We start from the raw sequence: 23,363 nt of genomic DNA on the forward strand, positions 1-23,363 counted from the left end.
ATAAATAGGTGAAACGATGTTCCAGGCGGGATGTATATCAGTTTACAAAGAAGGCAAAGCCTAAGGCGGCATCAAAGCGCCTTGGTTAGCACAGGCGCAGAACAAAAAAGGCCCCTGCCACTAAGGCAGGGGCCTTTTGCAAAATCACTGCCAAGGCGGGTTAATCGATCATCCCGAGAAGTTTATCGAGAGATTGTTTTGCATCGCCATAGAACATCCGCGTATTTTCTTTAAAGAAGAGCGGGTTTTCAATGCCCGAATAGCCCGTACCTTGGCCACGCTTAGACACGAAAACCTGCTTTGACTTCCAACATTCCAGCACCGGCATACCGGCGATCGGGCTGTTTGGATCATCCTGCGCCGCCGGGTTCACAATATCATTTGAACCGATCACGATAGACACATCTGTTTCCGGAAAATCTTCGTTGATCTCATCCATTTCCAGAACGATGTCATAGGGCACTTTGGCCTCGGCGAGCAAAACGTTCATATGGCCAGGAAGCCGTCCCGCAACGGGATGAATCGCGAACCGCACCGTTTTGCCTTTTGCGATCAGCCGCTTTGTCAGCTCGCTCACCGCCTGTTGGGCTTGCGCAACAGCCATTCCGTAGCCCGGAATGATAATGACGCTATCGGCTTCTTCCAAAGCAGCGGCCACGCCATCTGCATCGATCGCCACTTGCTCACCCTCAACTTCCATCTGGGGACCAGATGTACCACCAAAGCCGCCCAAAATAACGCTGACGAATGAGCGGTTCATCGCCTTACACATGATATAAGATAGGATCGCACCGGATGAGCCGACCAACGCACCGACCACGATCAGCAAATCATTGCCGAGGCTAAACCCGATCGCTGCGGCCGCCCATCCTGAATAGGAATTCAGCATTGATACCACCACGGGCATATCCGCGCCGCCAATCCCCATAATCAAATGATAACCGATAAACAGCGCCATCAGCGTTAGGATCAAAAGCGGCAGCAACCCGCCGGAATTCAGATACCAAATCAAACAAATCACCGAGGCCAAGGCAGCGCCGACATTCAGCGCGTGACCCCCGGGAAGTTTGGTCGCCGCCGAGGTAACTTTGCCAGCCAATTTTCCATAAGCGATCACCGATCCGGTGAAGGTAACGGCCCCGATCCAGATCCCTAAAGACGCTTCAACGCGCAAGATATTAATTTCAACGCCTGATTTCTTCGCTAGCAGCGCCGCAAAGCCGTCGAGCGTTTTCTTGGCTGCGTCATCCATCGCCATCACGTTGCCCAGCTCGAAATGCGCGTTAAAGCCCACGAACACGGCCGCAAGCCCAACCAGAGCATGCATCCCGGCCACCAGCTCGGGCATCTGCGTCATTTCAACCTTGGACGCCAGTTGATACCCGATCAAACCGCCCGCGGCAATCAACACCGCTGAGAGCCACCAGAGCCCAGCACCGGGCCCAATCAGCGTGGCAAGAACGGCAAGGCCCATCCCCACGATCCCATACCAAACGGCGCGCTTTGCGCTTTCCTGCCCGGATAAACCGCCAAGTGACAGAATGAAAAGCACAGCCGCAACAACATAAACAGCAGTCGTAAAACCCAATTCCATGATCACGACCTCCTTAAGATTTCTGGAACATGGCAAGCATGCGCCGCGTTACAAGAAAGCCGCCAAAGATATTAATTCCGGCAAAGAACACCGAAATCGCAGCCAAGAGGATAACCAGAAAACTGCCAGAGCCAATCTGCAGCACCGCCCCCAGAATAATAATCGACGAAATGGCATTGGTCACCGCCATCAAAGGCGTGTGCAGCGAATGGCTGACATTCCAAATCACCTGGAAGCCCACAAACACCGAAAGCACAAACACGATAAAATGCTGCATGAAACTGGCCGGTGCATAGGCGCCGACAAGCAACATCAATGCGCCACCAACAGCCAGCAAAGTGACTTGGTTTTTCGTCTGCTGCTGAAAGGCAGCCGCTTCTTCGGCGCGGCGTTCTTCGGGTGTTTTTTCCGGAACCGTTTCTTTTGGCTTCGCCGCGATCGCCTGCACTTTTGGCGGTGGCGGCGGGAAGGTTACCGCGCCCTCATGCGCAACCGTGGCACCACGGATCACATCATCTTCCATATCATGATGGACCTGACCGTTTTTCTCCGGCGTCAGATCGGTCATCATATGGCGGATATTCGTTGCATAAAGCGTTGAAGATTGCGCCGCCATCCGGCTTGGGAAATCTGAATATCCCACGACCGTCACACCGTTCTCGCTCACTATTTTTTCGTCTGGAACGGTTAAATCACAATTGCCACCGCGTTCAGCGGCCAGATCCACCACAACAGAGCCCGGTTTCATCGCGGCGACCATATCGGCAAGCCATAATTTTGGTGCATCGCGGCCCGGAATTAAAGCGGTGGTGATCACGATATCCACATCCGGGGCCAATTCACGAAACTTAGCCAGCTGCTTTTCGCGGAACTCTGGGCTTGACGGCGCAGCATAGCCACCCGTTGCAGCGCCATCTTGTTGGGCCTCTTCAAAATCAAGATACACAAATTCCGCACCCATAGATTCGATCTGCTCTGCGACTTCGGGGCGCACGTCAAAGGCATAGGTTATCGCGCCCAACGATGTCGCTGTGCCAATGGCGGCAAGTCCGGCCACCCCGGCCCCAACCACCAGCACTTTCGCCGGCGGAACTTTACCGGCCGCCGTGATCTGGCCTGTAAAAAAGCGCCCGAAATTATTGCCCGCTTCGATCACCGCGCGATATCCCGCGATATTCGCCATCGAGCTGAGCGCATCCATCTTTTGCGCCCGGCTGATGCGCGGCACCATATCCATCGCAATCACGCTGGCGCCTTTTCCGGCCAGTAATTCCATCTGCTCGGTATTTTGCGCTGGATAGAAAAACGAAATCAAAAGCTTCCCATCGGTCAAGCGTTTCGCTTCGGTTGCATTGGGCGGGCGGACTTTGGTGATAATATCCGCAGCTTTCCATAAAGCTGCCGCCGTTTTCACAACCTCAACGCCGGCCTCTCGATACAGCGCATCCGCAAAACCCGCCGCCACTCCGGCGCCGCTTTCAACAACGCATTCATAACCAAGCTTTTGCAATTGCAAAGCGCTGTCTGGTGTCATTGCAACACGGGCCTCGCCCGCGCTTACCTCTTTGGGTGTTCCGATTTTCACGTCTCACACTCCTCTAACTCTTTATTTTGAAGCCCGAAAAAATTTCGAGCATAGGATGCGCCCTTCACGGTGAAGCCAAAAAACATTTTGACAGGCTCTGAAATAGTAGCGCCCTAAAAAGCACCGTCCAGTAGCCAAAGCAGAAACACGTGAAAGCGATGCCATCGGTTTACCGCCTGTTTCCCTGACGTCTACCCTAAAATGCGCATTTCTGCGCTAAGCCGTCTAAAAACTTCCTTTTGAAAGCAATTACGGCACTGAAAACAAGGTTTTTGGCCACTTCTCTTCGATAAAACGAACCAAAAGGCGAAAATAACGCGAAGGGACGAGCGATAAAAATCCGTTTCATCGCGCAAAAATAATCGTTGCATATCGGATATTCTGCGGTGAGCACAAACCCAAATTCCCAGGTCCAGCTGCGGCGGAACAGAGCGGATCTATGTTCGGTTTGCAGCAGAATTAAAAATGCACACTCAGCTTGGCTTAACCGGCAATACTGCCTAGATTGGCAAAGAATACGGCCAAAGCAGGGGGGATAATTGCGATGAATTTGCAGGGAAAGCACGCATTGATCACCGGCGGGGGCAGCGGCATCGGGCTGGCGATCGCGCAAAAGCTAGCCGCGCAGGGGGCGCAGGTCACGATCACCGGGCGACGCAAATCTGTGCTGCAGGCCGCTGCAGGCAAAGGCATATTTCCAGCAGAAATGGATGTGACAGATGAAGCCGCGCAAAAAGAGGTGATCGCAAACGCTGTAAAACAACGTGGTCCCCTACAAATATGCGTGGCGAATGCCGGTATAGCAGAAGGGCGGGCCTTGCAAAAAACACAAATGGAGTTGTGGCGCAAAATAATGGCAACCAACCTTGACGGCGCCTTCATAACCATTCGCGAAGCGATGTCTTCAATGACAAGCACGGATTGGGGGCGGGTGATCGCGATTTCTTCAATCGCAGGCTTGCGCGGCTTGAAGGGGGGCGGCGCTTATGCGGCAAGCAAACATGGTGTGATCGGTTTGATCCGCTCTTATGCGGCTGAACATCTGGGCGGGCCGATTACCTTTAATGCGATTTGCCCCGGCTATGTGCAAACGCCGATTATCGATCAAAACCTAGAAGCCATCCAAAAACGCGGATTCACCCAAGAGCAGGCGCTTGAAATGATGGTCAGCGCCAACCCCCATAAACGGCTGATCGAGGTTGATGAAATCGCAGAAACGGCTCTTTGGCTCTGTAATTCTGCCTCAGGAAGTGTAAACGGACAGGCAATCGAAATTTCAGGCGGCTAAAAGTGAGCGATATTTTTCAAAAAACAAAATCTCTCTTCGACCTGCCCGACGGCATTCTATATCTTGATGGCAATTCCCTCGGGCCCCTGCCCAAAGCAGCGGCGGCGCGGGTTGAAGCCGTGATGAAGGCCGAATGGGGCCAGATGTTAATCACCGGTTGGAACAAAGCCGGGTGGATGGCGCAACCCAATGCGGTTGGCGACCGTTTGGCGCGCCTGATCGGGGCGCAAAGCGGGCATGTTGTTGTCGGAGACACGTTATCGATCAAAGTCTTTCAAGCGCTCGACGCGGCGCTGCAATTGCGCCCGGATCGAAAAGTGATCCTGTCTGATAGCGGAAATTTCCCATCCGATCTTTATATCGCGCAAGGGTTGATCCAAGCGCTTAATCAAGGCCATGAGTTGCGCCTTGTCGCCCCCGAAGATCTGCACAATCATATCACCGAAGAAATCGCCGTGACGCTGGTCACGCAAGTCGATTATCGCACCGGTCGCCTGCATGATATGTACAGTCTTACCGAAAAGGCGCATAAGAACGGGGCCTTATGCATCTGGGACCTTGCCCATTCCGTAGGCGCCATAGAAGTGGAGCTTGCCAAAGCCAAAGCAGATTTTGCCGTCGGCTGTACCTATAAATATCTCAATGGCGGGCCAGGATCGCCCGGTTTTATCTATGTAGCGCCCCATCTTATTGATAATATTGAACCAACCTTATCAGGTTGGCTGGGCCATGCCGCGCCATTTGCCTTCGCGCAAGGCTATGCGCCGGGAAACGGCATCGACCGCATGCGGGTGGGAACGCCGCCGGTTCTGGCGCTGGCCAGCCTCGAAGCCGCGCTTGATATTTGGGATATGGTTGATATGGGCGAGTTGCGGGCGCAATCAATTGCGCTCAGCGAATTGTTCATCGCTGAAGTTGAAAAAAAATGCCCGATGTTAACATTGGGCTCTCCGCGGGATCCAAATAAACGCGGCTCTCAAGTGGCGTTTCATTTTCAAGAAGGCTATGCTGCAATGCAAGCTCTGATCGAGCGCGGTGTGATTGGGGATTTTCGTGCGCCTGACACAATGCGCTTTGGATTCACACCGCTTTACATCGATCAACAAGACGTAAGAGCGGCCACCGATATCATTGCCGGTGTAATGCAAAACCGCCTGTGGGACAATGACGCCTATAAAATTCGCGCCGCGGTAACCTGAAGCGAGCAATTATGTTGACGAGCGTGGCCGATCTAGATTTCAAAACAGTAAGTCAAACAGCAAGCCGACGCCGGCAGCGCCCATCAGTACCCAGCCCAGCGCAAGCTTAAAGCGCCAGATTAAAATGGCACTAAGCGTTGCGATAATGATCACTCTTAAATCGACCGAGGCGAGTTGCGGCACCCAAAAGGTTAAAAGCCCCATGCGCAACTCTAAAACCGTTTCGAAGCTTACCTGAAGCGCAAACCAAACCGACAGGTTTAAGATGACCCCAACAACCGCCGCCGTCACCGCACCCAGCGCGCCCCATAACCTTGGCTGGCTTGACAGGCGTTGAACATATGGCGCGCCAAGAAAAACCCATAAAAAGCAAGGCACAAAGGTCACCCAAAGCCCGAGCGAGACGGCTATCAAAGCCAACGCGTAGCCACCCTGTTGGAAACCCGCGACAAAGGCCACGAATTGCGTGACCAGAATAAGCGGCCCGGGCGTGGTTTCGGCCAGTCCCAAACCATCTAGAACTTGCGCCGGGTTGAGCCATCCATAAGCCCCTACCACATCCTGCGCCATATAAGCCAAAACGGCATAGGCCCCGCCAAAGGTAACCAGGGCAAGTTTGCTGAAAAACCAACCAAGCTCAGCCAGAAATGGAACGCCAATGCCCCAAAACACGATGACCAGCGGGCATAGCCAGAGGCAAAGCCCCACCCCAAGCGTTATGGCAAATCGCCGGAAAGAGAACGCAGACAACTGGGGAATCTGAGCACCTTCTGGCGATAGAATTTGCGGGCCTTTGTGATATGCGCTTAGGAAAAACGCGCCATACACCCCAGAGGCAATCACAATAACCGGATAAGACAGATTGAAAAAAAACAAACCGACAAACGCAGCCCCGGAAATCACATAATGCTGGGTCTGCGTCAAAGCACGTCGCGATAAAGTTATTAAGGCTTGCACCACCACCACTAAGATCGCGGCTTTAACCCCCAAAAAAATTCCAGATAACATTGACGTTCCAGAAAAGGCCACATAACTGATCGATAAAATCAGCATCACCACGGCGCCGGGCAGTACGAACAAGCCGCCGGCGATTAAACCACCGGAAATGCCGCGCAGGCGCCAGCCGGCAAAGGTTGCCAGTTGCATCGCCTCGGGGCCGGGAAGCAACATACAAAAATTCAGTGCATTCAGAAAAGACTGCTCATCCAGCCATTCTTTTTCATCAACAAGAATGCGATGCATCAATGCAATTTGGCCAGCTGGTCCACCAAAGGATAACAAGCCGATTTTGACAAAAACCCAGAATATATCCCTTAGCCACGCAGATTTGGATACGGTTGATATCTTTGCCTCATCGGTTGCTGAAACAGCCATTTTCTAAGGCACCTTTCAAAGTAATCCTTATCTGTCTTAAACAGTGCGACCCGTTGCGCCACATCCCTACGTCGCAGGCAGCCCACGCTGCGTCAAGGCTTTGCAAGCGCAAAGCTGAGGGCATCGAAAAAATTATCAGGGTTGGGCAAGCCGAGCCGCCCGCAAATCAAACCGACGCCTGATCTCGTCAATTGGGAACCTAAAAACGATTCGAAAGCGCAAGCTCTTTCTCAAAGAACCACGCCGGCAAACGAAAGCAACGTTGACATCAATTGATAGGCAAATACCTTTGAGCGCTTAGACCTACATGTCGCGCCGCCCTTATCCTGCACGCTCAACCTGCAAAGACCGACCCGCCCAGTGATAGACCGCCTGACCGAAGGCCTGAAATAGGGGGCGCGAGACATCATCTTGAGCGGCGTGCCATTCAGGATGCCACTGCACGGATAAAGTGAACCCCGGGGCATCTTTAATATAAAGCGCTTCGGGCGTACCATCTTTGGCGACTCCATCGATCACAACGCGCGGCCCCGCTTGGTCAATCCCCTGCCCGTGCAGCGTATTGGTCAAGACCTCGCGCGCCCCTAAAAGGCGGTGGAACGGGCCATTTGAGGTCAGTTTCACGCTATGCCGATGGGCAAATTTTTCATCGAGCGATCCCTCTGGGGGCATTCTATGATTCATCCGACCCGGCAAATCGCGTATTTCGGGGTGCAGCGTGCTTCCCATCGCAACCGCCACCTCTTGAAAGCCCCGACAAATGCCAAAAATTGGCTGACCCGAGGCAATACAGGCCCTAATCAGCGGCAGCACCACGGCATCGCGCGCCCGATCAAAACTGCCATGCGCGGGGGTTTCAGCATGGCCATATTCTTCAGGGTGGATATTAGGCCGGCCTCCAGTGAATAAAAACCCATCGCAACAGGCCTGCAGCTCTTGCACCGACACCTGCCGCGGGTCTGCCGGAATAAGCATAGGAAGACATCGAGCAACTTGCGATATCGCCTGGCCATTGATGACACCCGATGCGTGAGACGGATATTCATCATTAATCATATAGTGATTACAGATCACCCCAACTATTGGACGTGCCATCGCTTACCCCGTGATTGATAAGCACAGTATAGAGACGAAACTCAAAGATTGACAATAAGCGCTTATGGTTCTGCAGTCAGGTTGGTCGCTTCTACACCGGCGATGGCACAAATTTCATCATTATCAGATAAATCACCCGTCACCCCAACAGCGCCAACTATGTTTTGTCTCGCATCGCGGATTAAAACGCCACCTGGAACCGGCACGACCTGCCCTTGGAAGGCGCCATTCACCGCCTGCATGAAATAAGCCTGCTGCTCAGCGCGCGCCATCTGTGCGCGCCCCGCCATTCCCAGCATAACCGCGCCATGGGCCTTGCCTGTCGCAATCGCAACCCGCCCTGGCGCGGCACCATCGCTGCGCTCAAAGGCGATCAAATGCCCGCCCGCGTCCAACACGGCCACGCTCAAAGGCTTGAGACCAAGCTCTTTGCCTTTTTCCAAGGATTTGCGGATGATTATCTTGGCCTTACGCAAGGTTAAATCGTTCATTTTTTGATCCCAAACTGTCTAATTTCTTTGGTTTTTTTTCGCCTATGCGGCAGAGGCTGCGTCAACTGGTGAGACAGCTTGCGCCGCTTTCACTGCAAGGCGCCGCGCATGCAGCACAGGCTCTGTATAGCCCGAGGGCTGTATCCGCCCTTTAAACACCAAATCGCACGCGGCTTGAAACGCCGACCCCGTAAAATCGGGCGCCATTGGCCTGTAGGAAACATCCGCTGCATTCTGGCGATCCACAACAGCTGCCATTTTTTGCAATGCGGCCATTACCTGGGCGTGGCTTACAACCCCATGATGCAGCCAATTTGCCAAGGCTTGCGAAGAAATCCGGCAGGTTGCCCGATCTTCCATCAATCCAACATCATTGATATCGGGCACTTTTGAGCATCCCACACCTTGATCGACCCAGCGCACCACATAGCCTAAAATGCCCTGTGCGTTATTCTCAATCTCAGTTTGTATTTCTTGATCCGAGAGATTGCGGCCGCGCAGAACTGGCACCGTCAATAAATCCTTCAATGTCCCACGGGGACCTGCTGCGGCGAGCTCGTTTTGGCGCTGCTTCACGTTCAGCTTATGATAATGCGTGGCGTGCAGGGTGGCCGCTGTGGGAGAGGGGACCCAAGCACAATTGGCTCCGGCCTCTGGATGGCCCATTTTCGCCTCAAGCATATCGCCCATACGGTCTGGCATAGCCCACATGCCTTTTCCAATCTGGGCCTTTCCCTGTAAGCCACAAGTCAACCCAATATCAACATTACGATCTTCGTAAGATTTTATCCAAGGCGTGGTTTTCATATCGCCTTTGGGAAGGAATGCGCCCATTTCCATACTCGCATGAATTTCATCCCCCGTGCGGTCTAAAAACCCCGTGTTTATAAAGGCCACACGGTTTTTTGCAGCGCGAATGCATTCTTTTAGATTGGCAGAGGTTCGGCGTTCTTCATCCATAATGCCCAATTTCACCGTATGATGCGGCAGGCCCAGAATATCCTCTACGCGGTTGAAGATTTCATCCGCAAAAGCCACTTCTTCGGGGCCATGCATCTTCGGCTTCACCACATAGACCGAGCCATGCATCGCATTGCCCTTGTCTGATTTGAGGTCATGCATCGCAATCATCGTGGTGCATAGCGCGTCAAGTAAACCTTCTCCGATCTCAGCTCCGTCTTGATCTAGCACCGCCGGTGTAGTCATCAAATGCCCCACATTGCGCACCAGCATTAAGCTGCGCCCCTTTAAATATGCTGGCGCACCTTGCGCAGTGGTATAGGCGATGTCAGGGTTCAACCTGCGGGTGAAGGTCTCAGAGCCCTTTACGATTTCTTCGCTCAAATCCCGTTTCATCAAACCTAGCCAATTGCGATAAGCAAGAGTTTTATCTGCGCCATCCACCGCGGCCACGCTGTCTTCGCAATCCATAATGGTTGAAATCGCCGACTCCATCCGAATATCAGAAATTCCGGCCCGATCCGCAGCCCCAATCAAACTCGCAGAATCGACATCAATAATGATATGCAAGTCATTGTTCTTAAATATATACCCACCTAAACTATCACCGTCGTCAACCCGCCCGATGAATTGCTCTGGATACGTCAACCCGATATCATCCGCGCAGAAGCCGTCTTTGGTTTGAGACATACAAGACACGTCCGACCAAGAACCCTTCGCCAAAGGCAGGCTGTCGTCCAAAAATGCCCGCCCCCACGCGACGACCCGGTTTCCACGCGCTTGGTTATACGCCCCTGCTGGCGGCAAATCTCCCATCGCGTCAGTGCCGTATAATGCATCATATAAGCTGCCCCAGCGCGCATTGGCTGCGTTTAACGCAAAGCGTGCATTCATGACTGGAACCACAAGCTGCGGCCCTGCAATCTGCGCGATTTCGGGATCAATCCCCTGCGTCTCAATCTTAAAATCTGACCCTTCATCGACCAAATAGCCGATTTCTTTCAGGAAGTCCTGATAGGTTTCAAAGCTAAAATCAACGCCCCGATGCGAGATATACCAATTGTCTAGCTGCGTCTGGATATTCTCGCGCTTCTGTAAAAGTTCGCGGTTTTTAGGCCCTAGTTCCGCAACAAGCGCCGCGAGCCCTGCCCAAAATTGCGTCGGCGTTATGCCGGTGCCCGGCAAGGCATCTGTTTCGATGAATGCCGCCAATTGATGCGCGACGCTTAAACCTTCTCGTGATACCCGCTCCGACACAGAACACCCCTTACCTTGATTCCAACTCAGTTATCACCTGCTTTAGGGAAAAAGTTTCCTATATGCAATTATTTTGGTAAAGATATTTTACCAAAACTAAAGTCTACTGGCAAGATCCTGCGCATTATTCCTATTCCGCCGGCATTTTTCGCTGCAATGTTGAACATGATCCCAGTCTTTTGCCCATTTTTTGCGCCAGACAAAGGGACGTCCACAGGTTTTGCAGAGCTTTTGCGGCAAATCGCTTTTTCTTCGCATTTTCATTTTCAAGCCCTGACCTAAACCGTTGCAAACTTATGCAACTCTTTTGTGCTTTTTAAGAGGCACAACCGGACGCTGGATTTGATTTAGACGCACAGCAGCAGATCGCCAGCCCGCACAAAAAATCTAAAAAAATCTATCAGCGGTTTATCCCCCCCAAAAAAGCAAAGCGCCCTTGCACTTTGCAAGCCGTGGTTTAGACCTAAAGCGCAAGGAATGACGCTGTAAGGATATGCCGTGAAAGATGCCAGCCCCACCACCAATTATCTCGAAGATTACGCGCCTTTTCCGTTTCGCGTCAAAAATGTGCATCTGACGTTTCAATTAGACCCACTCAAAACCAGAGTCATTTCTTTGGTTGAATTCGAACCTATTTCCAGCGCGGTTCAAAATGAATTGTTCCTGCATGGTGAAGATCTACGCCTTATTTGGGCAAAAATTGATGGCACGACCGTATCGCCACAGATCGCGAAAGACGGCTTATCCGTTCAGGTTCCCAGCGCAAGCTTTGTTTGGGAATGTGAGGTCGAGATTGCCCCTCAAAACAACACATCGCTGGAGGGGCTATATATGTCAAACGGCATGTATTGCACGCAATGCGAGGCGGAAGGCTTTCGAAAGATAACCTATTATCCTGATCGTCCCGATGTGATGGCGCAGTTTCACGTTCGGATTGAAGGCGATTTGCCCATTTTACTGTCAAACGGCAATCCAAAGTCGCAGGGTGAAAACTGGGCTGAATGGCAAGACCCTTGGCCCAAACCTGCCTATTTATTCGCGCTGGTGGCCGGCAGGTTGGTTGCCCATCGCGATACTTTCACCACCGCATCTGGAAATCATGTTGCGCTAAATATTTGGGTGCGCCCTGGCGACGAACACAAATGCGGCTTCGGCATGGAGGCGTTAAAAGCCTCGATGCGCTGGGATGAGAAAATCTATCAGCGCGAATATGATCTAGATGTCTTCAACATCGTGGCCGTTGATGATTTCAACATGGGCGCAATGGAAAATAAAGGCTTAAATATCTTTAACAGTGCCTGCGTCTTGGCCAGCCCAACCACCAGCACAGATAAAGATTTTGAACGCATCGAGGCGATCATCGCGCATGAGTATTTTCACAATTGGACCGGCAACCGCATTACCTGCCGCGATTGGTTTCAACTTTGTCTGAAAGAGGGGCTAACCGTTTTTCGCGACGCCCAATTCACGTCAGACCTGCGCAGCGCCGCGGTAAAGCGGATCGAAGATGTGATCCAGCTCCGTGCAATCCAATTTAGCGAGGATGGTGGCCCGCTTGCTCATCCCGTGCGCCCTGACAGCTTTATCGAGATTAATAATTTTTACACGGCAACGGTTTATGAAAAAGGCGCTGAATTGATTGGCATGCTGAAAACGCTTGTCGGCGATCAGGCCTATTACAAAGCTTTGGCGCTTTATTTTCAGCGTCATGATGGCGATGCCGCCACCATCGAAGATTGGCTACAGGTTTTTGAAGACAGCACCGGGCGCGATTTGAGCCAATTCAAAAACTGGTACACGCAAGCCGGCACCCCCCAAGTAAGCGTGACAGAAAATTATGAAAAGGGTAAATTCCAACTCACTTTTTCGCAAAAAACCCCTGCAACGCCAGGACAAATAGAAAAAGATCCCAAAGTCATACCAATTGCCGTTGGCTTATTATCGCCTTGCGGACAAGAGCTTTTGCCAACGCAGATTTTAGAGCTTAGCCAAGCCCAACAAAGCTTTACATTTGCGAGCGCTGAACGCCCCATCGCCTCGATTTTACGCGAATTTTCAGCCCCTATCCTACTGAAACACACACAGAACGACGCTACCAAAACTTTTCTGCTTGCGCATGACACTGATCCTTTTAACAAATGGCAGGCAGGCCGAACGCTGGCCGTTGAAAGTTTGAAAGAATTGGTACAACACAACCAGGCCCCCGCGCTTGAGTTTCTGGATGCGCTGCAGGCTGTGGCAAGCGATGACGCGCTTGATCCAGCGTTGCGCGCCTTGGTGCTTGGCTTGCCATCACAAGATGAAATAGCACGCTCGCTCTACGCAGATGGCCTAACCCCCGATCCACAGCGCATTTTCGATGCGCTTGAAACCCTGCATCAAACGCTTGCCCAGCATTTGCAAGATATCTGGCCGCACTTGTATGCCGCGCATCAAATACAAGAGCCTTATGCGCCAAACGCGCAGCAATCTAATGCCCGCGCGCTCGCCAATAGGGCTTTGGTTTACCTAACGCGGATTGATGCCGGCGACGCCGCTAAAAAACAATTCGACACCGCCAATAATATGACCCAACAGCAAGCCGCGCTCAGCGCGCTTTTATCAGTTGAAAAGGGCGCCGAGCAGGCGCAGGCATTTTATGATCAATGGAAAGAAGATCGGCTGGTAATCGATAAGTGGTTTGCCTTGCAGGTGGCTTTCGCACCGCCAGAAAAAGCTGCGATTATTGCAAAATCACTTACACAACATGAAGATTTTAATTGGAAAAACCCCAACCGTTTTCGAGCGGTTTTTGGATCACTGGCGGGCAATATGGCAGGCTTCCATCACCTGTCGGGCCAAGGCTATGAATTAATGGTACAGTGTCTTTCGCGGCTTGATAAAATCAATCCGCAAACCACCGCCCGCATGTGTGGAGCGTTCAAAACCTGGCGCCAATTTGATACAGGCCGGCAAGCCATGTTGAAACCGCTGTTGCAAAACATGTTAGAGATGGATGGGCTCAGCAGAGATTCGCGCGAGATGCTTTCAAGAATTGTAAACGACTGACGCGCTGCGCAAACGGCTAAGCAGACGCCCTGCAGGCGCACACAGCACCACCCCCGCAAAGAGAAAGCGAGTGGAGCGCAAAGAGATTGAAACCCGCAGCCGCATTGGCTAAACCGGCGCAAAGAAACCACGCCTTAAAAGGACATGCACCATGCTCGATCTGACATTTGAACCGCCTAAGATCAAGACCATCGCCGGTGCTAAGTATGACTGGGAATTGGTGATCGGCATGGAAGTGCACGCCCAAATTGCCTCAAAAGCAAAGTTATTTTCAGGGGCATCCACGCAATTTGGTAATGAACCAAATTCCAATGTTGCCTTCGTGGATGCCGCAATGCCAGGCATGCTGCCGGTAATAAATGAATTTTGCGTAGAGCAAGCGGTCAAAACCGGGCTGGGTTTGCAGGCTGAAATCAATTTAGTCTCTGCCTTTGATCGAAAGAATTATTTCTATCCAGACCTTCCTCAAGGGTATCAGATCAGCCAGCTCTATCATCCGATCGTTGGCGAGGGTGAAGTGGTCGTTGATATGGCGCCGGGCGTTGCGCGCCGGGTCCGCGTTGAGCGCATTCATATCGAACAAGATGCCGGAAAATCGATCCATGACATGGATCCAAATATGTCATTTGTTGATCTGAATCGCACCGGAGTGGCGCTGATGGAAATCGTCAGCCGCCCCGATATTCGCAGCCCAGAAGAAGCCGCCGCCTATATCGTAAAATTGCGTCAGATCCTGCGCTATTTGGGCACCTGTGACGGGAATATGCAAAACGGGAACCTGCGCGCCGATGTCAACGTCTCGATTTGCCGGCCAGGACAATATGAAAAATATCTCGAAAGTGGAGATTTTTCGCATCTTGGCACCCGCTGCGAAATCAAGAATATGAACTCAATGCGGTTTATCCAGCAAGCTATTGACGTGGAGGCGCGGCGGCAAATTGCGATCGTAGAAAGCGGCGGAAGCGTCGATCAAGAAACCCGGCTTTATGATCCCGACAAAGGCGAAACGCGCTCTATGCGCTCCAAAGAAGAGGCGCATGATTATCGCTATTTCCCCGATCCGGATCTTTTACCTTTGGAAATCGAACAAGACTGGGTGGATGAGATTGCAGCGAATCTGCCAGAGCTGCCCGATCAGAAAAAAGCCCGTTTCGTTACAGATTTTGGCTTATCGGAATATGATGCCAATGTCCTAACCGCAGAGCTTGACTCGGCGGCGTATTTTGAAGCTTTGGCCAAGGGGCGTGATGGCAAATTGGCCGCAAACTGGGTGATTAACGAACTTTTTGGGCGCCTCAAAAAAGATGATTGTGATATCAGTGAAAGCCCGGTCAGCCCGGCGCAACTGGGCAGTATTATCGATCTTATTTCCAAAGGCGAGATCAGCGGAAAAATCGCTAAGGATGTGTTTGAAATTGTTTATAGCGAGGGCGGTGAGCCGGCGCAGATCGTGGAAGCGCGCGGCTTAAAACAAGTAACGGATACAGGAGCGATCGAAGCGTCGGTGGATCAAGTGATCGCAGATAATCCAGCACAAGTTGAAAAAGCCAAGGCCAACCCCAAGCTGGCAGGCTGGTTCGTCGGACAAGTGATGAAAGCCACAGGCGGCAAAGCCAATCCAAAAGTGGTGAATGAAATGGTTGCCACAAAATTGGCCCAATAAATGCGATGGTAAGGCCCAGCGCGTGGCACCAGTTGGGTTTAAGCAACAGGTGCGGGCCCTTTCAAGCGGTTAAAGGTTAAGGCTTAAGGGGTATCAAGTTCTAAAGCCAAGGCGTGAATCGCGCCGATTAACTCTGGCCCCAGCGCCGCATGCACCGCGCGATGCCGCGCGATTCGCGATTGCCCTTTAAACTGCTCAGATTTCAGGCGGACACGAAAATGGCTTTGTCCGCCTTCTGGCGCGCCGGCATGTCCACGGTGCTGATCGCTCTCATCTAAGACCTCCAAAAAGCTTGGTTGAAAAGAATTCTCAAGATTTTTGCGAATTTGTTCCACTCGGGTCATATTTTTTGTTTTCGCCTCTTCAAATTACCTGAGGAAAGCCTATGCTATGTGCCTTGGATAGAAAAGGTGATTTTATGGCTGCCTCCGACCCATTTGGTTTTGATATCTCTGTGTCTTCTTCAAAGAAGAAAAATCCGCGCGGGCGGCGCAGCATGTCTGGAGCCTCTGACACCTCGACCCGACTGTGCGAACATGAAGGCTGCCAAGAGGCTGGAAAATTCCGCGCGCCCAAAGCCCCCGATGTGCTGGATGATTTTTTCTGGTTCTGCAAAGATCACGTGCGCGAATATAATCTGAAATGGAATTTCTTTAACGGCACCACAGAAGCCGAAATCAATGCCCAGCGTTCAAAAGACAAAGTTTGGGAAAGAGAAACCAAAGATTTCCGCGACACAGAAGCGCGCGCTTGGGCACGGCTGGGGATTGAGGATCCGCATCAGGTTTTGGGCGAAAATGCCACTAAGAACCCAGGCAAATCCGGAGGCTCTGCGGGCAGTGGCCGGCGTCTGCCGCCAACCGAGCGCCGCGCTTTGGAAATCTTAGAAGGCAAGGACAATTGGAGCAAAGCAGAAATACGCGGCGCGTATAAAGCGCTGATCAAAGTCTTACACCCAGATATGAATGGCGGCGATCGTAGCCAAGAAGAACAGCTACAAGAAGTGGTTTGGGCTTGGGATCAATTAAAAGACAGCCGGAACTTCAAATAATCGGATCTGCACCCTAAAATCTAAGTAATGTTATGGCTGACTACTCTTTGAAACTCATAGAAGCGGGCTAAACGGTGGCAAGCACGCTGGTTATTGGCGATAAGAATTATTCAAGCTGGTCAATGCGGCCTTGGTTGGTGTTGCACGTTTTCGGCATTAAATTCACCGAAAAGCCCATTCCCTCTGACGGATTTTCTGAACGCTCGCACTTCAAACAAAGCGTTGCCAAATATTCGCCAGCGGGTAGGGTCCCTTTCTGCAAGGTTTAAACGATGCGCCCCTGCAAGCTGATCCTTTGACCATATGGGAAACGCTGGCGATCATAGAATATCTTGTAGAACAAAACCCTCAACTTGAGAATTGGACCCGAAACGAGGGCCTGCGCGCACAAGCGCGCAGCCTTTGTGCTGAAATGCATAGTGGCTTTTTGCGCTGCGCAGACAGTGCCCAATGAATATTAAAGCCGATCTGCCCCAGATTGGCCGATTGCTCTGGCGCGACAAATTTTTGGTTCGCAAAGACATACACCGTATCGAGACTGCATGGCGCAATATTCTAAAACTTTCTAAAGGTCCGTTCTTGGCTGGAGAATTCAGCGCTTTAGATGCGTTTTACGCGACTATTATCAGACGTATTCAGACTTACAAACTGCCTGTTTCAGAAGATACAGCCCCTTATATGCAGCGTATCAGACAGCACCTATCGGTAAAAAAATCCAGTAAAGACGCGATCGAAAGCGCAGTTTTTCGCGATTTTGAAGAACCCTATAGGTTCAACTCGAAGGATATACCTGATCCAGCAGAGTTTTTTGTTTAAGAAAGCAAAAAGTCTGGCTTTTTTTCGTGACCTCAAGATCGAAATACGCCGCTGCGGTGAAAGAGCGGATAGAGCGCTGTTTTGACTATTTTTGCCCTTCCCCTTGCCCTTAACCGCTTTATGTTGCACCAGAGCACTGATTGAAAATGGCAAATAGAGGAAACGCAAGTATGGCTGACGGCGGCAATACCATGGATGTAAAACCGACTGAGGATATTTCAGCGCGTGAAATGTTCGGGCTAGACACAGATATGGTTGTGAAAGGCTTTGCGGATCGTTCTGAGCGGGTTCCCGAAATTGACATGACCTATAAATTTGACCCCGACACAACCATGGCCATTCTTGCGGGGTTCTCGCATAATCGCCGGGTTATGCTCCAAGGTTATCATGGCACGGGCAAATCAACGCATATTGAGCAAGTGGCAGCCCGCCTGAACTGGCCCGCCGTGCGCGTTAATCTGGACAGCCATATCAGCCGTATCGATTTAATCGGAAAAGATGCGATCAAATTGCGCGATGGCGTTCAGGTCACCGAATTCCACGAAGGCATCTTGCCTTGGGCGCTGCGCAATCCGGTGGCGATCGTATTTGATGAATATGATGCCGGTCGCGCCGATGTGATGTTTGTGATCCAGCGCGTGCTCGAACATGATGGCAAACTTACCTTGATGGATCAAAACGAAATTATCACCCCCCATCCGCAGTTCCGGCTGTTTGCAACCGCCAATACCGTTGGTCTGGGCGATACCACCGGCCTCTATCATGGCACCCAACAAATAAACCAAGCCCAAATGGACCGTTGGTCGCTTGTAGCCACTTTGAATTATCTATCCATCGATGCCGAAACCGCAATTATTCTGGCAAAAGCACCGCATTATAATACGGAAAAAGGGCGCAAAACGGTAAAGCAAATGGTAGCGGTTGCAGATCTAACCCGTACCGCGTTTATGAATGGTGATCTATCCACCGTGATGAGCCCGCGCACCGTGATCAATTGGGCGCAAAACGCGGAAATTTTCGGCAATATAGGCTACGCGTTTCGTTTGTCTTTCCTGAACAAATGCGATGAGCTTGAGCGTCAGACCGTGGCAGAATTCTACCAGCGCTGTTTTGACGAAGAACTGCCAGAAAGCGCTGCCAGCGTCAGCTTGGGCTAAAGTTTTAAGCCGCAGCGCGCGCGGCTTTTTGAATTTTCCAACCCAACGGGAAAGCGCGCGCTAAAATTCAGGTTGCGGCACTGTAAACAGAGCTTGCAATATTCAAACGTTCAGCGAGACTTGCGCTATGGGACCAAATTCAGATAACCCGGCCGATCCCTTTAAAAAAGCTTTGGCCGAAGCCACCAAAGTGATGGCCAATGATGCCGATCTGTCGATCACCTATTCCGTGGATCCGGCTGGCGTATCGGGCGATGTCATGCGCTTGCCCCAAATCAGCCGTAGAATGACCCGTGATGAAGTTTTGGTGGCAAGAGGCACAGCGGATGCTTTGGCCCTGCACCGCAAATATCACGATGATGGAACGCATATAAAATACGCCCCCCAAGGCAATATGGCACGCGAACTTTATGAGGCGATGGAAGTGGCCCGCTGCGAAGCCGTTGGCGCACAAGATATGCCGGGTACGGCGGGAAATATTGATGCGAAAATTGGCGCGGATGCAGCCCGGCTTGGCTATCTGAATATTACCGACCGCTCTGATGCACCTTTATCGACCGCCGCTGGATACCTCATCCGGCATTTGGCCACGGGGCGCGATATGCCGCCCGCCGCGCAAAACATTATGCAGCTTTGGCAGGGGTTCATCGAAGAGCAAGCCGGTGGCACTTTGGCAGATCTTCAAAGCAAATTGAAAGATCAAAGCGCCTTTGCAAAATTTGCCCGCCAAATCATTTCCGATCTAGGCTATGGTGACCAGCTGGGCGACGATCCTGATGATCTTGAAGATCAGTCTGACGAAGATCAGGATGAAGGGACGGAAGAAGATCAAGATCCCGACAGTACGGGCCAAGATGACAGCAATGAAGATGATACGGAAAGCACGCCTGAACAAAGCCAAGAAGAACAGCAAGATCCTTCAGCGGCGCAGGTCAGCAGCGATGAAAGCGCTGAAGATGAGATGTCGGAAGAGACTGAACTGCCCGATGGCGGTGCTCCAATGGAGCCCCCTGCTCCGCAACCAATTTCGGATGCTGATCCGAATTACAGCGTTTATGAAACCAAATATGATGAAGAGATCAAGGCAGAAGAGCTTGCCGATGCCGTTGAGCTAGAGCGTCTGCGGGCCTATTTGGATCAGCAATTAGAACCATTAAAGGGGGCGGTAAGCCGGCTGGCCAATAAGCTACAACGCCGCCTGCAAGCCCAGCAAAACCGTTCTTGGCTGTTCGATTTAGAAGAAGGCATTTTAGACGCAGGTCGTTTGGCGCGCATCGTCGCGAACCCCACCACCCCGCTAAGCTTTAAAAGAGAAAAAGACACCGAATTTCGCGATACCGTGGTCACGCTCTTGCTTGACAATTCCGGCTCTATGCGCGGACGGCCCATTTCCATCGCGGCGATTTGTGCGGATGTTTTGGCGCGCACATTAGAGCGGTGTAACGTCAAAGTGGAAATTCTTGGGTTCACCACCCGCGCGTGGAAAGGCGGGCAAAGCCGGGAAGATTGGCTGAATGAAGGACGTCCGCAACAGCCTGGGCGGCTGAACGATTTACGCCATATCATCTATAAGGGCGCCGATGCGCCTTGGCGGCGCGCAAGATCCAATTTGGGCTTGATGATGAAAGAGGGTTTGCTGAAAGAAAATATTGATGGTGAAGCGTTGGAATGGGCGCATCGTCGCATGGCTGGGCGCCCCGAGGCGCGTAAAATTCTTATGGTGATATCAGACGGCGCACCGGTTGATGACAGCACTTTATCGGTGAACCAAGCCAATTATCTTGAAAAGCATCTGCGGGATGTGATTGCGATGGTTGAAAAGCGCAAAGCGGTAGAATTACTGGCAATTGGCATTGGTCATGATGTCACCCGTTATTATGAACGCGCCGTCACGATCACGGATATCGAGCAGCTTGCGGGCGCCATGACCGAACAATTGGCTGCGTTATTTGACAATGATCCGCGCGCGCGCGCGCGCGCGGCCGGTATGAGAAAAGTGAATTGAGCCCGATGAAAACAGCCCATTTCCAAAGCTTTATCGACGACTCTGAACCCGATGCGGGCCCTGCGCGCCTGAGCGCGCTTCGCAAGGCCATCTCTGGCGCACAGCTGAGCGGCTTTTTGGTCCCGCGCAGCGATGTGCATCAAGGGGAATACGTTGCCAAACGCGATGAGCGCTTGGCTTGGTTAACCGGATTTACAGGTTCGGCCGGGTTTTGCGCCGTTTTACCTGATGTCGCGGGTGTATTCGTAGACGGGCGCTACCGGGTTCAAGTGAAAGTGCAAACAAACGCCACCTTCACACCCGTTGACTGGCCCGAAACGAGCCTGCCCGATTGGCTGCAGAAAAACCTGCAAACGGGTACGATCGGTTTTGACCCGTGGTTGCATAGTTGGGGCGAGATAAAAGCCCATCGCGAAGCGCTGGGCGAAAACGGCATTCAGCTGCGGCCAAATGCCAATCTTATCGATCAAATCTGGACCGATAGGCCAGATCCACCCAACGCGCAGGCCTATGCCTACCCCGATGATTATGCCGGTGAAACCCATAGTGATAAGCGCAAACGCCTTGCCAAAATGCTGCGCGACAACGCGCAAGACACAGCGATCCTAACGCTGCCAGACAGCATCGTTTGGCTGCTGAATATGCGCGGCAGCGATGTCACCCATGTGCCCTTGGTTCATAGCTTTGCATTTTTGCACGCCGATGCTTCAGTGGATCTGTTCATTGCGCCTGGAAAAGCCGAACACCTATCGGGGCATTTTGGCGCCGGGATACGCCTCTTCTCACAAGATCAATTCGACGCGCAACTGTCGCAATTACAAGGCAGGGTGCGCGTTGATGCCGGGCATATTCCCTATGCCGTTGTCGATATTCTTCAAAAAGCGCAGGTTGAAATCGCGTTCGAGACAGACCCGGCTATCCTTCCAAAAGCCTGCAAAAACCTTATAGAATTACAACACGCCCGCGTGTCGCATCAACGCGACGGCGCGGCAATGTGCGAGTTTTTGGCCTGGCTTGATAACGCGCCGATTGGCACCATAACAGAAATTGACGTGGTTATTGCGCTTGAGAGCTTTCGGCGCGCCAATTCAGAGCTCTTGGACATCAGCTTTGATACGATTTCAGCCAGCGGCCCGAACGCCGCCCTGCCCCATTATCGGGTGAATGAAGCGTCAAACCGGCTGCTTCAACCCGGAGAGGTCATGCTGGTGGATAGCGGTGGCCAATATCTGGATGGCACCACCGATATTACACGAACCATCGCGATTGGCACGCAACAGCACGAGGTTTGCGCTGCCTTCACGCGGGTTTTGCAAGGGATGATTGCGATTTCTCGCCTTAAATTCCCATATGGCATTTCCGGGCGCGATCTGGATGCGTTTGCTCGCGCGCCGCTTTGGGCTGCCGGGCAAGATTTCAATCATGGCACAGGCCATGGCGTTGGGCATTTTTTAAGCGTGCATGAAGGCCCGCAGCGATTATCGCGTGCCTCTACCGTGGTGTTGGAACCAGGGATGATCCTATCGAACGAGCCCGGCTTTTACAAAGAAGGTGCGTTTGGAATTCGGATTGAAAATCTGCTCAGCGTTGGTGTGGCAGATCTGCCCGAGGCCGCAAATTTAACGCGACTTTTGGAATTTGAAACGCTTACCCATGTGCCGATTGATCTTCGCATGGTCATCTCTGATTGGCTGGACCCGTCAGAAAAAGCTTGGATAAACGCCTATCATCAAAAATGTTGGAATCTGCATCAGGATCAGCTGAGCAGCAGCGCCGCGCAATGGCTGGGCCACGCCACAAAAGCGCTCTAACAAGCGCCGCGACAGGGCGCGTTTAAGGCGCCTAAAGGGGCAATCCGCCCCTGAATACCTTAAGGTGCGCGGCTTTAAATTTGCGACTCACCGCCAAACTTGCCAGATATGGCGAAAAGCTGTACTATCTGCGCAGCTATTTTGGGTCATGCACAGCAAATGCCCCACAGGAAAGCGAGGGCGAAACATTGGGTAAAAACATTATTGTTCCGGCAATTATCTTCGTTTTCTTGGTTGGATTGCTGGGCTATTCGATGATCTTTAAGCCCCGCAATGACCGCTTTGATGAAAGCGCCAGACGCGTTTTATCCAAATAAAGATCACGCCTGATTTACGCCCTGCCTTACAGCGCCGAGAGCGGTGCATAAAAAGTTTGCTCTAAGGCACGCATTGGCTGAAAGCAAAGGCAAGTTATGCGCCTTTCTGGGCGCAAACGCTCCGGCCACTTACCCTTCACACCTTGTACAATAAATGCGCGCTACACCGCCTCAACATATCTAAATTCGCGCGTTGCCCCATCGCCCAACGCGGCAAGCGCCTCTTGATAGGCGGGGCTGTTATAGCCGGCTTGCGCCGCTTCAAGGCTTGCCCATTCAACCACCACTGTCCGCGTCATCTGACCGTCTTCTGCCACCGCAACCGGCACCCCGCGCGCCAAAAATACCCCACCGGCGGCTTGCATCGCAGGCCCGGCAAGCTTGGCATAAGCCGCCAATTTCGCGTCATCTGAAATCGCGGTGTAAATAACCACCTGTAAAACCTTTGCCATCTTGAGCATCCTTTTCTAATTATGCGTTTGACCACAGCTTATCAAATCACGCCCGGCTGAACAGCGCCAATCGTTAGAAAATTACAAAATCCTGGCTACACCGCGCAGGTCAACACGCTGTGATATCTGGCGCTTGGCAATAGACAAATCCAAAAACCGCTCTAGGCTTACCCCTGTTGGTCATAGAAAGGATCATTATG

At 52.0% G+C, this 23,363-nt stretch carries 17 protein-coding genes and 1 pseudogene; 9 read left to right on the top strand and 9 right to left on the bottom strand.

Annotated features, from left to right (window positions below; translation table 11 throughout):
- Window positions 1-160: 160 nt before the first annotated feature.
- Entirely contained in the window at window positions 161-1,594 is a 1,434-nt protein-coding gene (pntB, locus tag GN241_11610) for a Re/Si-specific NAD(P)(+) transhydrogenase subunit beta (protein ID XAT57944.1), read from the bottom strand.
- A gap of 13 nt (window positions 1,595-1,607) precedes the next feature.
- Window positions 1,608-3,179 carry a Re/Si-specific NAD(P)(+) transhydrogenase subunit alpha gene (locus GN241_11615; protein XAT57945.1) on the bottom strand — a complete coding sequence of 524 codons (1,572 nt, stop codon included), beginning with the start codon at window positions 3,177-3,179 and terminating at the stop codon, window positions 1,608-1,610.
- A 544-nt stretch (window positions 3,180-3,723) separates the two neighbouring features.
- Between GN241_11615 and GN241_11620 the strand changes: the two genes are divergently transcribed.
- Complete coding sequence (locus GN241_11620) at window positions 3,724-4,467, top strand: SDR family oxidoreductase (protein ID XAT57946.1); 744 nt, start codon at window positions 3,724-3,726, stop codon at window positions 4,465-4,467.
- A gap of 2 nt (window positions 4,468-4,469) precedes the next feature.
- Window positions 4,470-5,666 (top strand): kynureninase, encoded by a 1,197-nt coding sequence (gene kynU, locus GN241_11625; GenBank protein ID XAT57947.1) that lies wholly within the window; start codon window positions 4,470-4,472, stop codon window positions 5,664-5,666.
- 39 nt (window positions 5,667-5,705) lie between these two features.
- On the opposite strand, the gene chrA is transcribed toward kynU, so the two are convergent.
- The 5 genes from chrA to GN241_11650 all read right to left on the bottom strand — a co-directional run bounded on the left by chrA (window position 5,706) and on the right by GN241_11650 (window position 11,107).
- A complete protein-coding gene (gene chrA / locus GN241_11630) occupies window positions 5,706-7,040 on the bottom strand; it encodes a chromate efflux transporter (GenBank protein XAT57948.1) in 1,335 nt (444 codons plus the stop codon).
- 321 nt (window positions 7,041-7,361) lie between these two features.
- Window positions 7,362-8,135: a gamma-glutamyl-gamma-aminobutyrate hydrolase family protein gene (locus GN241_11635; protein XAT57949.1), complete on the bottom strand. Its 774-nt coding sequence runs from the start codon at window positions 8,133-8,135 to the stop codon at window positions 7,362-7,364.
- Between the two features lie 62 nt (window positions 8,136-8,197).
- Window positions 8,198-8,626 carry a heme-binding protein gene (locus tag GN241_11640; protein ID XAT57950.1) on the bottom strand — a complete coding sequence of 143 codons (429 nt, stop codon included), beginning with the start codon at window positions 8,624-8,626 and terminating at the stop codon, window positions 8,198-8,200.
- A gap of 42 nt (window positions 8,627-8,668) precedes the next feature.
- Window positions 8,669-10,843: a malate synthase G gene (locus GN241_11645; protein ID XAT57951.1), complete on the bottom strand. Its 2,175-nt coding sequence runs from the start codon at window positions 10,841-10,843 to the stop codon at window positions 8,669-8,671.
- 96 nt (window positions 10,844-10,939) lie between these two features.
- Complete coding sequence (locus GN241_11650) at window positions 10,940-11,107, bottom strand: DUF2256 domain-containing protein (GenBank protein ID XAT57952.1); 168 nt, start codon at window positions 11,105-11,107, stop codon at window positions 10,940-10,942.
- A 234-nt stretch (window positions 11,108-11,341) separates the two neighbouring features.
- Between GN241_11650 and pepN the strand changes: the two genes are divergently transcribed.
- Together pepN and gatB are read left to right on the top strand one after the other, a co-directional pair.
- Window positions 11,342-13,891, top strand: coding sequence for an aminopeptidase N (gene pepN / locus GN241_11655; GenBank protein XAT57953.1), 2,550 nt, complete (start codon window positions 11,342-11,344; stop codon window positions 13,889-13,891).
- Between the two features lie 151 nt (window positions 13,892-14,042).
- On the top strand, window positions 14,043-15,554 hold the full coding sequence (gene gatB, locus GN241_11660) for an Asp-tRNA(Asn)/Glu-tRNA(Gln) amidotransferase subunit GatB (GenBank protein XAT57954.1): 1,512 nt from the start codon (window positions 14,043-14,045) through the stop codon (window positions 15,552-15,554).
- A gap of 83 nt (window positions 15,555-15,637) precedes the next feature.
- On the opposite strand, the gene GN241_11665 is transcribed toward gatB, so the two are convergent.
- Window positions 15,638-15,898 (bottom strand): BolA/IbaG family iron-sulfur metabolism protein, encoded by a 261-nt coding sequence (locus GN241_11665; protein ID XAT57955.1) that lies wholly within the window; start codon window positions 15,896-15,898, stop codon window positions 15,638-15,640.
- 74 nt (window positions 15,899-15,972) lie between these two features.
- Here GN241_11665 and GN241_11670 point away from each other — a divergent pair, with 74 nt between their 5' ends.
- The 5 genes and pseudogenes from GN241_11670 to GN241_11690 all read left to right on the top strand — a co-directional run bounded on the left by GN241_11670 (window position 15,973) and on the right by GN241_11690 (window position 22,394).
- Window positions 15,973-16,605 (top strand): DnaJ domain-containing protein, encoded by a 633-nt coding sequence (locus GN241_11670; GenBank protein XAT57956.1) that lies wholly within the window; start codon window positions 15,973-15,975, stop codon window positions 16,603-16,605.
- Between the two features lie 122 nt (window positions 16,606-16,727).
- Window positions 16,728-17,421, top strand: a pseudogene (locus tag GN241_11675) (glutathione S-transferase).
- 170 nt (window positions 17,422-17,591) lie between these two features.
- Complete coding sequence (cobS, locus tag GN241_11680) at window positions 17,592-18,578, top strand: cobaltochelatase subunit CobS (protein XAT57957.1); 987 nt, start codon at window positions 17,592-17,594, stop codon at window positions 18,576-18,578.
- A 127-nt stretch (window positions 18,579-18,705) separates the two neighbouring features.
- Entirely contained in the window at window positions 18,706-20,583 is a 1,878-nt protein-coding gene (gene cobT / locus GN241_11685) for a cobaltochelatase subunit CobT (GenBank protein ID XAT57958.1), read from the top strand.
- Between the two features lie 5 nt (window positions 20,584-20,588).
- Window positions 20,589-22,394: a M24 family metallopeptidase gene (locus GN241_11690; protein XAT57959.1), complete on the top strand. Its 1,806-nt coding sequence runs from the start codon at window positions 20,589-20,591 to the stop codon at window positions 22,392-22,394.
- Window positions 22,395-22,872: 478 nt separating this feature from the next.
- Here the strand turns inward: GN241_11690 and GN241_11695 are convergent, their stop codons facing one another.
- Window positions 22,873-23,163 carry a DUF1330 domain-containing protein gene (locus tag GN241_11695; GenBank protein ID XAT57960.1) on the bottom strand — a complete coding sequence of 97 codons (291 nt, stop codon included), beginning with the start codon at window positions 23,161-23,163 and terminating at the stop codon, window positions 22,873-22,875.
- Window positions 23,164-23,363 lie beyond the last annotated feature (200 nt).

It is taken from the genome of Rhodobacteraceae bacterium IMCC1335 (assembly GCA_039640495.1).
Taxonomy (GTDB): domain Bacteria; phylum Pseudomonadota; class Alphaproteobacteria; order Rhodobacterales; family Rhodobacteraceae; genus Thalassovivens.